Here is a 14446-nt window from a genome sequence, read left to right as displayed (position 1 = left end):
TTTAAGTAAAATCTGTGTCTCACTTCGGCGTCGCTGCCGGGCCGACTCGTGTTACCGGCGAGCTCTGTCGATTTTCCCAAAGCACCGTCAGACCGCGCTGCAACGCAATGAAAATAAATAACAAAACGCCAATGGCAATTTTCGTCCACCATGAACTGAGCGTACCGTCGAAGTTAATGTAGGTCTGGATCAGCCCCTGAATCGCCACGCCAAACAGCGTTCCAAGAACCGTACCGACCCCACCGCTCAGCAACGTACCACCGATCACCACCGAAGCGATCGCATCCAGCTCTACGCCCACTCCCGCCAGCGCGTAGCCAGCCTGGGTGTAAACAGAAAAGACAATCCCGGCCAGCGTCGCCAGCCCGGTTGACAGCATATAAATGCGGATCGTGGTGCTACGGGTGGAAATCCCCATCAGGTTCGCCGATGTCGCATTCCCGCCAATGGCATACACCTGATTGCCAAACCGGGTGCGATGCGCGAGGAAAATCCCAATGACCACCACCGCCAGCATCAGCAGGCCCATCGCGCTCAGACGCCCACCGCCGGGGATTTTCCACGCCAGGCTGGAAAGCGTGTCATAGATGGGATGGTTAATCGGGATCGACTCTTCCGATACCAGGTAACTGACCCCGCGCAGGAAAAACATACCGGCAAGCGTGATGATAAACGCCGGGATCTTCAGCGCATCAATCAGCAATCCCATGAACGCGCCAAACGCGCAGCCCATCGCCAACACCAGCGGAAACGCCAGTAACGGCGAGATCCCCCAGTAGCCGATAGCCTTCGCCAGGAATACGCCGGTGAAGGCGATTACCGATCCCACGGAGAGATCGATCCCGCCGGAGAGGATCACAAAGGTCATCCCCACGGCGATGATCCCCAGGAAGGCATTATCGGTCAGAATGTTGCAGATCACGCGCGTGGAGGCAAAGCCGGGAAACTGCGTCAGACAATAGAGATAGCCCAGCACGAAAACCCCGAGGGTGATCATTAACGGTAAATTACGTTTTATCACGACCACGCACTCCTTTTAGCAAACTGATAAAGCGCTGTGACTGCACAATCAGTACGCACAGCACCACGATGGCTTTGACCACCTGGTTCATCTCCGGCGGAAACCCGGACAGCAGGATCCCGGTGTTCATCCCCTGAATGATCAGCGCGCCCACCACTGACAGCAGCAGATTAAAGCGCCCGCCCATCAGGGAACCGCCGCCGATCACCACCGCCAGAATGGCGTCCAGCTCCAGCCACAATCCGGCGTTGTTGGCATCGGCACCGCGAATATCCGCCGTGACGATAATCCCGGCAATTGCTGCGCACAGCCCGCTCAACACATAGGTGAGCATAACGATGACTCGTGTGTTGACGCCGGCATTTTTCGCTGCCCGGATGTTAATCCCCACCGCTTCAATAAACATCCCGAGCGCCGTTCGCCGGGTCAACAGCCAGAACAGCAGCAGCGTGATCAGCGCGATAATCACCGGCGTGGGAAACAGCAGCAGCGAGCCGCTGCCGAACCAGGAGAGCGTGGGCGAGTTGAAGGTGACAATCTGTCCAGAGGTGATCAGTTGCGCAACGCCGCGACCCGCCACCATCAGGATTAGCGTGGCGACAAACGGCTGAATTTTGAGGATCGCCACCAGGACGCCGTTCCACAGGCCAGCCAACACACCGGTCCCCAACGCGGCAAGCAGGACCACTGGCAGGCTGTGACCGGCGACGGTCATCGCCGCGGTCGTGGCGCCGGCAATCGCCATCACCGCGCCAACGGAAAGGTCAATGCCCCCGGTGGCAATAACCAGCGTCATCCCTATCGCCAACAGCGCGACGGGAGCGGCGCGATTCAGGATATCGATCGGGCTGCCGAACAGACGACCGTCCTGCAAGATAATCTGGTAAAAGTGGGGGGCGACGAGGCTGTCCACCAACAGCACCAGCAGCAGCGCAATCAGCTGCGGCATACCGGTCGGCCAGCGAAAGCGTCGCTTTGGCGGCGTGGTTTGCGGGAGAGATTGGGGCATCACAAGAGTCTCCTTACGCCGCGATGGCGTTCATGATCGCCGGAACGGACAGTTCAGCCAGCGGGATCTCCGCCACCTGTTTGCGGTCACGCATGATGATCACCCGATCCGCATAGCCTACCAGTTCCTCCAGCTCCGAGGAGATCACCAGCAGCGCCAGACCATCGGCGCACAGCGTTTCGATCAGGCGGATGATCTCGGCATGCGCGCCTACGTCGATCCCTCGCGTCGGTTCATCGAGGATCAGAAACTGTGGTTTAGTCAGCAGCCAGCGCGATAGCAGCACTTTTTGCTGGTTGCCGCCGGAGAGAAACTCGATCGGCTGTTCTGCGCTGGGGGTGCGAATGCCAAGCTGACGGATAAACCGCTCGGCAATGTCGTTTTGTTCTTTGCGTGCAATCGGCCGCAACCAGCCGCGCTGGGCCTGCAATGCCAGGATGATGTTTTCGCGCACCGAGGCGGCGGCAATAATACCGTCCGTTTTGCGATCCTCCGGACAAAAACCGATCCCCAGGCATGATGCCTGATGAGGGGATCGCAGCGTCTGCGGTTTTCCTCTGATCAGCGCGCTGCCGCTGTCCGCCGGTTTGATACCGAAAATCACCTCGGCCGTTTCGGTGCGCCCGGATCCAAGCAGTCCCGCCAGACCGACGATCTCACCAGGTCGTACTTCGAGATCGAACGGGGAGATCGTCCCTTTCTTACCGAAACCTTTGAACGCGGCCACCGGTTTATCGCTCAATAAGGTACGTCCCGCACGCTGTAGCGCATGAGTGTCCAGCTCGCGTCCCAGCATCATTTTGACCAGTTCAATCTGCGGCAGCTCGCGGGTTTCCCGGCAGCCGACAAAACTGCCGTTACGCAGGACGGTGATCCGATCGCTGACCTGATAAACCTGATCAAGAAAATGAGTGACGAAGATCAGACTCACGCCGCGATCGCGCAGATGCCGCATTAAGCCGAACAGCATCTCAACCTCTTGCGTATCGAGACTGGCGGTAGGTTCATCAAGGATCAGAACTTTGGCGGAAAGATCGATAGCCCGGCAGATCGCGACGATCTGTTGCATCGCCACCGAATAGCGGTTCAGCGGTTCGCGCACGTCGAGGGAAAAACCGTAAGACGCCATTAGCGCCGTAGCGCGCTTTTCCATCTCTTTGCGCCGTAGCAGGCCAAATCGACGCGGTTCACGACCAATAAACAGGTTATCCGCCACCGACATATTCGGCAGCAGGTTCACTTCCTGATACACCGTGCCAATGCCCAGCTGTTGGGCATGTGCGGTATTTCTGGGGGAGATGGCACTGCCTTCCAGCCAGATACTACCGCGATCGGCATGATAGACGCCGGTCAGTGCTTTGATGAGCGTGGATTTTCCGGCCCCGTTCTCGCCGAGCAGCGCCATAATTTCGCCGCGACGCAGACTGAAATCGACGTTATCCAGCGCTTTGACGCCAGGAAAGAATTTACTTAATCCCTCTGTACGGAGGATCTCCTGGTGTTGTTCCGCGATCATAATAGCCCTCCGCGACAAGAGTGTGGCTCTGGAGGCCCGTAGGCCGGATAAGGCGGTTACGTTGCCATCCGGCAGAACCTTTGCCTGATGGCGCTTCGCTTATCAGGCCTACGGTGTTAGGTATGCCCCCAGAAAGGGTCTGAACTTAGTAGCCCATGTTTTTCTTCTTCTCTAACTCTTCTTTCGCGGTATCCGGCAGATACAGCGTCGACTTGGTGATCGTGACCTTCTCAGGCATCGTGCCATCTTTCTTGAACTTCTCGAGCGCGTCGAAGGCCGGGCCTGCCATGTTCGGCGTCAGTTCAACGCTGGCATTCGCTTCACCGTCGATCATCGCTTTGTAGATGTCCGGTACGCCGTCAATAGAACCGGTCAGAATATCTTTGCCCGGTTTCAGCCCCGCTTCTTTGATCGCCTGAATAGCCCCGATCACCATGTCATCGTTATGGGCATAAACCATGCAGATGTTCTTGCCGTTGTTCTCGGCTTTGATAAAGCTCTCCATCACCTCTTTACCTTTACTACGGGTAAAGTCGCCGGACTGAGAGCGGATAATTTTGATGTTTGGTGCTTTGGCGATGGCTTCAGCAAATCCTTTCTTACGGTCAATCGCCACGCTGGCCCCGACGGTACCCTGCAGCTCAACCACATTACACGGCTTGCCGTTCACCTCTTTGATCAGCCAGTCGCCGATCAGTTGACCTTCCAGCACGTTGTTAGCGGTGACGGTGGTCATATAGAGAGATTTGTCTTTGACATCGATGGAACGATCGAGCAAGAAGACCGGGATCTCAGCATCTTTCGCTTCCTTCAGCACCGGCTCCCACCCTGTTGCCACTACCGGCGCAATAAATATGGCATCGACGCCCTGAGCGACAAAGGAACGCACGGCTTTAATCTGGTTTTCCTGCTTTTGCTGACCGTCAGCGATTTTCAGCGTGATGCCGCGCTTCTCGGCCTCGCTTTTCGCCACGTTGGTCTCTGCGGCGCGCCAGCCGGACTCAGAGCCGACCTGCGAAAATCCTACGGTTAATGGGGCGGCCATGGCCATAGACGACATGGCTGCCGAAACTGCTGTGACGATAAGTAAGCGCTTCCACATAACTGTGTCCTCGTAGGGTAGGTTATTGTTGGTTAAGAAACAGTCGCGAAAAAACTATAGACAATCGAGCATGTAACGGATTGCGTTACATCACACTTCAAAAAAGTAAATAGAACGTTAATCACAAGTTTGTAATCGCTTTCATTTACCTATGAAAAAAGCGGCTGAAGATATGGATTTTTCTGTCATGCGAGTGGTCTGAAAAGACCAGCGGGAGACGAGTGAAAACGAAATCAGGCGGAGACATTCGGCGCGAGATAGCTATAATACTCGCCACTTGTTTACGACACAGTTAAAGGAAACAGACATGAGCTTACTCAACGTCCCTGCGGGCAAAGACCTGCCGGAAGATATCTACGTTGTTATCGAGATCCCGGCTAACGCCGATCCGATCAAATACGAAGTCGACAAAGAGAGCGGCGCACTGTTCGTTGACCGCTTCATGTCCACCGCGATGTTCTATCCGTGCAACTACGGTTACATCAACCACACCCTGTCCCTGGACGGTGACCCAGTTGACGTACTGGTCCCGACCCCGTATCCGCTGCAGCCAGGCTCCGTTATCCGTTGCCGTCCGGTTGGCGTACTGAAAATGACCGACGAATCCGGTGAAGATGCGAAACTGGTTGCTGTACCGCACACCAAGCTGAGCAAAGAGTACGATCACATCAACGATGTGAACGACCTGCCGGAACTGCTGAAAGCGCAGATCACGCACTTCTTCGAGCACTATAAAGATCTCGAAAAAGGCAAATGGGTGAAAGTCGACGGTTGGGACAACGCTGAAGCGGCGAAAGCTGAAATCGTTGCCTCCTTCGAGCGTGCGGCGAAGAAGTAATTCGTCCTGTCGAGCGAAGCCCCGCATGTCGGGGCTTTTTTGTGTCCGTAAACGCGAGTCACCGACACAAAAAACTACGCCACCCGAAGGTGGCGTGGTAAAAGTGCTGGCAAACAAGGAAATGCCTGATGACGCTACGCTTATCAGGCCTACCCTGCGCGCTACTCAGTACTGGTCTCTGTCTAACCAGTTACCGCTTTCGATCAGTGTTAATCCCTCCACCGGGCGCTGGTACACGTACATCCATGCACTGCCATACGGCGTCTGGATCAACTGGCGTGCGTATTCACCGCCGCGGGTGCGCAGCGCATCCAGTTCGGCCAGAGTGGCGTTATCAATACGATAAACCTCACCGTGTACCGTTCCGTTCCCCGGAACTGCGCCTGGATAGTGGCCCAGGCTATACAACTGGTAGTTATCGATACTGTAATCGCCCAGCAACTGGGCGTTGGTCATCCAGTGGCTGTTGCCTTGTTTGGTTCGTAAACTGCCGTAGACAAATATTCGCATTGCTAAAACTCAAACTGATAGAGCAAATCCAGTGCCTGATCTACGCCAGACACGGCTTCCAGATATAGCTTAGGCATCAGGCGATAACGTAACGTGAGTGTCGCCAGTGAGTCAAATATACCCACACCATATTTCACCTGCAGACCTGGCAGTACGTATCCGCTGACGACCACCTGGGAGGAGTCGCCCACCCCCTGAGTATCCAGTGCCAGATTGCTTACGCCAAATGTCTCCCCGATTTTACCCACAACCTGACCACTTTGTGCAACCCCCAGGCCAATAAGCATTGAGGTCATCGCCGCGCTGTCGCTCTGATCGCTGCTCAGACCCTGGCCGCGCAACAGATAAGAGAGCGCTTCCTGCTGCGACATTGCCGGATCAGAGAAGATCTCAGCCTTCGGTTCATCTGCCGTTCCGGTGACGCGAACACCCGCGATCACGTCATCTTCGGTGGCTTCCGGGTTACGAATAGCTTCGATATTCAGCAACGGTTGGTCCGGCGGTCCAGAGAACAACAGTTCGCCTTTCCGCACAATCAGATCCTGACCGTAGGCGTGGAAACGGCCTTCCGGAATGTTGATCTGTCCGTTCAGCCCCAGCCCTTGCTTATCCTGCACCACGTTCAGATCGCCTGTCAGACGGGCTTTCAGACCAAACGCATTCATCCGCACGTTGTTACCCACATGCACAATCAGATTGCTGTTGATCGGGATCCCGGCGCTCTGCGGCTTCTCAGGCTGCAGGTCGTTATTGAGCATCACTTCATCGCTGGAGACGCCCACCGCGCTCTCTGGCAAGTCATGAACCACAATACGCGCCCACGGCACGTCCACCCGGCCATCGAGAGTGAACAGACTCGGCGTCGCTTCAAACACGACATCCGGAGAAACATCCAGTCGCACCATCGGCGGTACGGTGATACGTACCCTGCTGCCTTTCGCCGCCACACGCGCACGCCAGTTGTCGATCTGACTCCAGTCCGCGTCGCCGCTTAAGTTGATCTGCCCCTGCTGGGTTCGTATCACCCCGGCAAGCGTCGAGCGGGTACCGTTGAAATTCATCGCCAGTTGGCTCGGCTGCATATCAAACGGCATAAAGTTGCCGTCGATATCCAGCCCGCTTAGTTGCAGTTGCCCAAACATTTGCGGGCTCTGTACATCGCCGCCCAGACGCAGATTGGCGCTCAGCATCCCCGCCGCCTTTTCGCCGCGCGCGAAGATCGGGTTGACCATCGCCAGATTCACGTTGCGAATGTTGACGTTGCCGCCCAGGTTACGACGCCCTTGCGGATCGGTCACCTGCACCTGTCCGTCAAGCTGACCATTATTGGTCAGGCGGATCAGCCAGCCCAGTTCTGCACGATTGTTGCGCAGATCGGCTGTCACGTTCAGGGTATCGAACGCCAGCGGCAGCGGCGCATCGTTCACCGTCTGCGTCACCTTCACGTTACGCCCGGAGAGCGTAACATTACCCTGCGGCAGCCCTTCTTTGGTGGTGTCCCACGAAACGTCCGCTTTGCCAGTAAATACACCACTGGCCTGCGTCGCCTCCGGCATAAACGGTTTCAGCATCGCCAGATCAAAGCGGTTAAGATTCACTACCGCCCGCCCTTCGGCACCCGCATCGATGGTTTGCGGCACGCACAGTTCAGCATTCGGATTTGCCCAGCAGTGCGGCCCGATACTGATTTTCTGCTCTTTGTTACGATAGTCCAGCGCGATGGGGCGCGTCAGGGTCAGCGGCCCAACCGGCGTCTGGAAACGGGTATTGCTCAGCGATCCTTTCCAGCGCTCTTCTTTACGATCAAAACTCCCCGCCAGATCGAGCTGGCCGGAGACCGGCTCGCCCTGAACACGTAATTGCAACTCGTGCTGCTTCTCGCTGCCTTTGGCGTTCAGGGTCACAAGGTTGATGTTCACGTCGGGCTGCGAAATACGTTCAACCCGTACACTGAGGTTACCGGCAATCTGATCCGTCGATTTGATATCGCCTTCCACGCGCACCTGCGCCACGGACAGTTCCTGCCAGCGCAGCCCGCGGGCGGTGATATCCGCCAGCAGTTGCGGAGCGTCGACGGTACCGCGCACCTTGACCAACCCTTTTGCCGTACCACCGAGTCCCGGCAGCGCGTTGTCCAGTCCCGGCGCGTCGATAGTCGCATCCAGATTGAGATCTTTCACGCCCAGCTCGCCTTTCACATCGGCGCTGTTTGGTCCCAGTTCCAGATGCAGGCCCGGAATGGCCCACTGCAAATAGCTGTTGCCTTTCAGCGATCCGTTGACGTTAACCTTGTTCTGCTTAACGTTCCCGGTCAGTTTCAGCTCCGGCACGTCCATCTGCCAGGTGCCGCCATACAGGCTGCCCCGGGTTTTGATCAGGCCATTGAGCTTCGACGGCCAGTCCGGAATCTCTTTCGCGGTGTTGATGCCGTCCAGCGTCAACTCGCCTCGCCAGCTGATCGCCTGTTGCCAGTCCACCAGCGCTTTCAGCTCGGTTTTCCCTTCCAGCGCCGCCACGCTGAGTTTATCGAGATTAATTTGCTGTTCGTTGCCTTTCGCATCAAGGGTAATGGTCGCCGACGGGATATCCTGCCCTTTCACCGCCGTACGCATCGACAGCGTGTAGTCCGTCATCTTGCCGGTGAGCTTGAGCTTGATATCGTCGGCCTGGAACTGTTTGTCGCCGGTAAAGGGCCAGTAAATCTGCTTACTGACCACCTCCAGATTCAGCGGTAGCCCGGCTTCCGCCAGACGCGTCTGGGCACGCAGATCCATGTCCACCGGCCCGGAAAGGTTAACACCCACTTCCAGTTGTTCACGCAGCGCCCCACCCACCTTCAGCTTCACCTTCTCGCCTTTCAGCGGATCGACGTTCAGCGTGCTGTTCAGGGTGATGTCTACCGGCCAGTTATTGGTCAACTGGGCCGTACCGCTGGCATTCACCGTACCCTGACTGGAGTCGATATCGAGCGCATCGAGCTTCATGTTGCCGTCGATGCTGCTTACTTTCAGCAGCAGGTTATACACCGTCAGGTCAGTATCACCGGTGATACGCAGTTGTTCGCCTTTAAACGCTTCAATATTGAGATTGAGCGGCAGATGAACGTCCGTCATCTCCGGCAGAACCGGCTGCGAAAACAGATCTTTCAGCGTTTCACCAAGCGGTTTTTCATCCGGCTGCGGGTTCTGGATCTTCGGCTCGACCACTTCTTCCTGAGCCACCTCCGCCACTTTCGGCAGCGCGATCAGCAATCCCTGTAACGACGTGGGTTTCAGGGTCAGATCCTTCTCTTGCCAGTGCAAGCCGGAGGTAAAATCCATCACCGACACGATGGTGTCATCGATTTTAATATTGACGTTATTGAGCGCCACGCGAGAAAGCGTGATCGGATACGGCGTGGAGAGATTCAGCGGCCCGTTGTCCTCTTCTTCCTCTACCTGCTCAGAAGGCGGCATTTTTTTACTGTCGATCGCCACATTGATGTCTTTGAGCGACAGATCGTTCACGCACAGGCTGCTGTTCCACAGGCAATTCAGCCCGACCGCCAGATGCACTTCCCCGGCGTTAACCGCTACACCAGGCTGGTCAAAGCGGATATTTTTCAGCGACAAATCACGCCAGCCGCCGGTGACCTGACCAATTTCCAGCCCCGGTACCCAGCGATTCGCCGCATTGAAGATCAAATGCAGGCCGGTTGTTGTTCCGACCAGAAACGCCACCGTTCCCAGCAACAGCAGGATAAAAATCAGGATGCCGAGGCTTATCTTCTTCCATAAACTCATAATTCAGGCCCCAGACCGATGTAAAACTGTAAACCGTGTTCCTCTTTGTCGCCGACCGGCACGGCAAAATCGAGCTTGATCGGCCCGACCGGAGACTGCCAGCGTACCCCCACCCCGGCGCCGGTTTTGAAATCGCTTTTGCGGATATCACTGACCGCTTCACCGCTATCGACAAACATCGCCCCCCACCATTTACCGGTCACGTTGTACTGGTATTCCAGCGATCCGGTCACCAGCTTCGAGGCCCCTTTCAGATCGCCGTTGCTGTACTCTGGTGAGATGGATTTATATTTGTAGCCACGAATACTGCGGTCGCCCCCGGCGAAGAAACGCAGATCCGGCGGCACTTTGTCGAAATCACCGGTTTCGATCCAGCCAAGATTGCCGCGCATCACGAAGCGATGACGATCGTACAGGGAACGGATCCAGACGTTTTGCGCCTGAAAGACCGAGAAGTCGACATCAGAGCCCCAGGCGGTGTTGGAATAATCAATAGAGTAACGCTGGGAATCGCCCCAGGTGGGCATCAGTCCGCCGCGCGAACGGGTTCGGCTGATCATCACGCCGGGATAGAGCAGCATGGTAGTGTTCGTCACCTGCCCCTGCGTAAAGTGGTCGAGACTCCAGCGCAGGTTAATGGCGCGCTGCCAGCCGCTGGAAAGGTCCCAGTAGCGGGAAACCGCAAGCGTGGTGGAGTCCTGTTCGGTATCGTTGAGATCGGTACGCTTAAAGCCGCCTTGTACCAGATAGTACTGCTCCAGCGGGTTCTTCAGCAGCGGCATTTTGTAGCTGAAATCCAGTTGCTGTTCAGGCGATGAGATACTGGCGCTGGTCGTCAGGCTGTGACCGTAGGAGTTCATCCACGGTTTTTTCCACGTGGTCTTCACGCGCGGCCCCACGTCGGTGGAATACCCCACCCCGGTCTCAATGGTGTTTTCCGTTCGCGGTGAAACCACACCCTTCAGCGGCAGTACTTTGGTTTTTCGCGCTTTGTCGAATTCGGGCGCCACAACCACGGAATTAAACCAGCCAGTCGCCGAGAGTCGACGGTTCAGCTCGCCGAGATCTTTTGACTCGTATGCATCCCCTTCTTTAAAGGGCACCAGATTTTGCAGATACTCCTCGCGGATCTGCGAACCTTCAAAGGAGACGTGACCAAAGCGATAACGTTCACCACTGTCGTAATCGATATCCCAGAACGCCTGATGGCGATCAAGCGCAATACCCAACTGGCTCTTATTAAATTCGCTGTCGAAATACCCTTTACGTAGCGCCACGCTGGTGAGGGATTTTTTAAAGCTGTCATAATCCCCATGATCGAGCACCGTACCGATTGCCGGACGCGTTTTCAGCAGATCCAGGTAATCTCTGTCGGTACGCGCGCCGCCGCGTAAAATGACTTCTGTTCCGCCAATGCGCACCGGTTCACCGGGTGTCACTTTGGCTACCAGTACCTGACGCCCTTTCGCCGGAGGCGGACGCAGATCGAAATCGATGGTCGGTTCATAATAACCGAGCGCCTTCAGCCCTTCGCGGATAGCGTCATCCACGCGCGCGCGAAAACGCCGATCCGGCGTGACTTCATCACTCTGGATAGTTGAGAGTTGTGCCCGGACGTTTTTCTCCAGTTCTCCTGATAGCCCTTCGACCTGTAGACGGACGTTCGCGGCAAAAGCAGAACTACTCAAACACAGCAGGCTCACCCAACATAACTGACGGATATGTGGCACTTTTTCTCCTGAAATCCCTTATTTCCACCCCTGGAAAAAAACATAACGCCGCTCCACGGCTTAACAAAAACCCAACAATTGGGGTTGAAAAACAGACGACACCCCAAATATTTCTTATGTTTACTGTAGACGTATTCGTAACGGTTATTGTGTGCAAATACGCGTCTTGTTACAACCTTAACCCCAATTACTGATTTTCGGGAGAACGGCACCATGAGTTTATTTGATAAAAAGCATCTGATTTCACCGTCAGATGCCCTCCCTGGGCGCAATACCCCGATGCCCGTGGCGACGCTGCATGCCGTCAACGAACACTCGATGACAAATGTCCCCGAAGGGATGGAAATCGCCATTTTCGCCATGGGCTGTTTCTGGGGCGTAGAGCGGTTGTTCTGGCAATTGCCTGGCGTTTACAGCACTGCGGCAGGATACACCGGTGGCTATACGCCCAACCCCACCTACCGGGAAGTCTGCTCCGGTGAAACGGGCCACGCCGAAGCGGTGCGCGTGGTGTACGACCCGGCGGTCATCAGTTATGACCAATTGCTGCAGGTGTTCTGGGAAAACCACGATCCGGCACAGGGCATGCAGCAGGGCAATGACCACGGCACTCAGTATCGTTCGGCTATCTATCCGCTGACGCCGGAACAGGACAGCGCCGCGCGCGCAAGCCTGGAGCGTTTCCAGGCCGCCATGCGCGCAGCGGGCGACGACCGTCCTATCACCACCGAAATCAGCAACGCGACGCCGTTCTATTACGCTGAGGAAGACCATCAGCAGTATCTGCACAAAAACCCGTACGGCTACTGCGGTATCGGCGGGATTGGCGTCTGTTTACCGCCTGGAACAAAATAGAGATTATCAGGGTCCTGAGGGACCCTTTCTTTTTCATCAGCCCCGTAAGCGATAATTAATGGCATTCTCTCCATGAGCCATCGCCAGCCGCGTTTCAGATAAACAAATAGACAAAACTAATAGTTAATAACTATTTTCAATACTCTACATACCATTTGAACCAACAGATTGTTCACTTCCCCTACAAAGCAATAACTAAAAAATAACTATATATTTATTAGCTATTGCAATTAATCATTCGTTGCCATCATGCCTCGTGCACCAGGCCCGATTACCCCTTGAACGTCTGTATGATGGGCTCATCCAACATCGTAGATAACAAATATAAAATTTTAACACCTCGCTGCAAAATTGTAATAATCAAGTAAACCAACCATATAGCAATAATAATTTCATCCAAAATTAGATTATAATCTCCTTGAATGGTTTACATAGAATGTCATAATTTAATTTTCAAACAGAAACACTTAATTACAAAACTTCAAGTGAGCATGGGATTTTTTCCATATTGCCACCCATAGATACACCATATGGAAATAACATACGATCACGATATCACTTATATATTATTCTATGGAGCCAGGCTATGAATAGAAAATTAAAATTAATATCAGCAATGGTATTATCATCAGTTGCCATCGGTAATGCGCATGCTGCGTTGACGGATGATCAGGGAACTGTACATTTCCAGGGGAAAATTATTAATCCGCCCTGTGAAGTATCAACAGATTCAAAGACGGTAAACGTGACTTTCACGCCTATGGTCGCAACTACCTTTGCCGCTATCGGCTCTGAAAATCCGCAAACCCAGGACGTAGTGATTAATCTGAAATCCTGTCCAGCCGATACCACCATCAACCTGACGTTCTCTGGTGCGACTGCCACGACCAGCGATCAGCTGAAAGCAATGACAGGTTCGGATGCCACGGGTGTCGGTATTGTCATGTATGGAACTGGCAGTGCAGCTAGTACAAAAGTTGTTTTTGACAACAAGCCGGATGCGGCCTTTGCACAAACTACGCCAGCCGGTGAAGCCAGTGACCTGGCGTTTAATTATAAGGCTAAAGTTGTTGCAACTGTCACGCCAGCGGATATCAAAGGTGGTGATTTCACGGCAGATACAACCTATACCATTTCCTATCCTTAATGATAAAAGCGTAGAGAAGGCATATTGAATGATATGCCTTTCTGGCTTGCCTTATGATTTGTGAATGATGAAAAAATTAATACGTAATTCCTTTTTGTTAACATCTATATTAACGTGCGCGCCAGCGATGTCAGGTGTGCAGGTTGGCGCAACCCGTATTGTGTACCCATCCAATAGTGATGAGGTTCAGTTGACTGTTCAAAGTAAAAACACATCAACGAATCATCTGGTTCAGGCATGGGTAAGTAATATAGACGATCAAGGTGATGCGCCTTTTATTGCTACCCCCCCTCTTATGAAGCTTGGAGCAGGCCAGGAAACTATTTTCCATTTTATTTATGCCAAAAAAGGAGCTGAACTTCCTAAAGACAGGGAGTCCGTATTCTGGGCTAATATTAAATTTATCGCCAGCACGCCTGAAAACATGCGCGATCAGAGTAAATTGCAGATTGCATCCAGAACGCGCATTAAGCTTTTTTATCGCCCGACATCTCTTAAGGATAACGAGGCTTTTAGCGCCTACGAAAAAATTAATTTTTCAAGGCAGGGTAATGCACTGAATATAACCAATCCAACCCCTTTTTATGTGACATTTAATTCTATTACTGTTGATGGCAAACCTGTCACTGCCCCAAAAGATACCTTAACAGCCATGACAATGATGGTGGCACCGTATGGGCATATTTCACTGCCAGCAGCATTAAAAGCGAATTCAGTGATCAAATGGAACGCTATTAGCGATTACGGCAGCGCCACACCGAGTAAAGAATCTGTATTAAAATAAGGTTGAATAGAATGGCCAGAGGCGATATAAGCAGTCAAAATCGTTCGGAAAGGTTTGCTTATTCTGCATTAGCCTTAGGGAAGGTGCGAATAAGCAGGTCATTTCTTCCCAAGCTGACTCGCTGATTAAAATTTCGCGGATCTGGGCCGATT

11 protein-coding genes are annotated in these 14446 nt (G+C 53.9%); 4 read left to right on the top strand and 7 right to left on the bottom strand.

Annotation, left to right across the window (positions count from 1 at the left end; all coding sequences use genetic code 11):
• Window positions 1-19: 19 nt before the first annotated feature.
• The 4 genes from yjfF to ytfQ all read right to left on the bottom strand — a co-directional run bounded on the left by yjfF (window position 20) and on the right by ytfQ (window position 4648).
• Window positions 20-1021: a galactofuranose ABC transporter, permease protein YjfF gene (gene yjfF / locus OGW13_RS10970; protein WP_042999214.1), complete on the bottom strand. Its 1002-nt coding sequence runs from the start codon at window positions 1019-1021 to the stop codon at window positions 20-22.
• Entirely contained in the window at window positions 1008-2030 is a 1023-nt protein-coding gene (gene ytfT / locus OGW13_RS10965) for a galactofuranose ABC transporter, ATP-binding protein YtfT (RefSeq protein WP_042999213.1), read from the bottom strand. The genes yjfF and ytfT overlap by 14 nt, the downstream gene beginning before the upstream one ends.
• A gap of 13 nt (window positions 2031-2043) precedes the next feature.
• Window positions 2044-3546, bottom strand: a complete 1503-nt coding sequence (ytfR, locus tag OGW13_RS10960; protein ID WP_042999212.1) for a galactofuranose ABC transporter, ATP-binding protein YtfR — start codon at window positions 3544-3546, stop codon at window positions 2044-2046.
• Between the two features lie 145 nt (window positions 3547-3691).
• The gene (ytfQ, locus tag OGW13_RS10955) at window positions 3692-4648 is read right to left on the bottom strand and encodes a galactofuranose ABC transporter substrate-binding protein YtfQ (RefSeq protein ID WP_042999211.1); all 957 of its coding nucleotides are present in this window, start codon (window positions 4646-4648) and stop codon (window positions 3692-3694) included.
• A 307-nt stretch (window positions 4649-4955) separates the two neighbouring features.
• Between ytfQ and ppa the strand changes: the two genes are divergently transcribed.
• Entirely contained in the window at window positions 4956-5486 is a 531-nt protein-coding gene (gene ppa, locus OGW13_RS10950; RefSeq protein WP_042999210.1) for an inorganic diphosphatase, read from the top strand.
• Window positions 5487-5651: 165 nt separating this feature from the next.
• Here the strand turns inward: ppa and OGW13_RS10945 are convergent, their stop codons facing one another.
• From OGW13_RS10945 to tamA, 3 genes are read right to left on the bottom strand one after another with little or no spacing between them, the layout of a single operon-like run.
• Window positions 5652-5996 carry a gamma-glutamylcyclotransferase family protein gene (locus OGW13_RS10945; protein WP_042999209.1) on the bottom strand — a complete coding sequence of 115 codons (345 nt, stop codon included), beginning with the start codon at window positions 5994-5996 and terminating at the stop codon, window positions 5652-5654.
• A 2-nt stretch (window positions 5997-5998) separates the two neighbouring features.
• Window positions 5999-9778: an autotransporter assembly complex protein TamB gene (gene tamB, locus OGW13_RS10940; protein ID WP_287116078.1), complete on the bottom strand. Its 3780-nt coding sequence runs from the start codon at window positions 9776-9778 to the stop codon at window positions 5999-6001.
• The gene (gene tamA, locus OGW13_RS10935) at window positions 9775-11508 is read right to left on the bottom strand and encodes an autotransporter assembly complex protein TamA (protein WP_044257203.1); all 1734 of its coding nucleotides are present in this window, start codon (window positions 11506-11508) and stop codon (window positions 9775-9777) included. The genes tamB and tamA overlap by 4 nt, the downstream gene beginning before the upstream one ends.
• 213 nt (window positions 11509-11721) lie before the next feature.
• Here tamA and msrA point away from each other — a divergent pair, with 213 nt between their 5' ends.
• From msrA to OGW13_RS10920, 3 genes are all read left to right on the top strand, one after another.
• Window positions 11722-12363 carry a peptide-methionine (S)-S-oxide reductase MsrA gene (gene msrA, locus OGW13_RS10930; RefSeq protein WP_130097391.1) on the top strand — a complete coding sequence of 214 codons (642 nt, stop codon included), beginning with the start codon at window positions 11722-11724 and terminating at the stop codon, window positions 12361-12363.
• A 586-nt stretch (window positions 12364-12949) separates the two neighbouring features.
• On the top strand, window positions 12950-13510 hold the full coding sequence (locus tag OGW13_RS10925; protein WP_042999205.1) for a fimbrial protein: 561 nt from the start codon (window positions 12950-12952) through the stop codon (window positions 13508-13510).
• 64 nt (window positions 13511-13574) lie between these two features.
• Complete coding sequence (locus OGW13_RS10920) at window positions 13575-14294, top strand: fimbrial biogenesis chaperone (protein WP_130097392.1); 720 nt, start codon at window positions 13575-13577, stop codon at window positions 14292-14294.
• Window positions 14295-14446 lie beyond the last annotated feature (152 nt).

Origin of the sequence: Citrobacter sp. Ca225, from assembly GCF_030337175.1 — a bacterium.
GTDB lineage: Bacteria > Pseudomonadota > Gammaproteobacteria > Enterobacterales > Enterobacteriaceae > Citrobacter_A > Citrobacter_A amalonaticus.
Note: the sequence above shows the minus strand (reverse complement) of the source record. Positions and strands in the feature narration are given on the sequence as shown.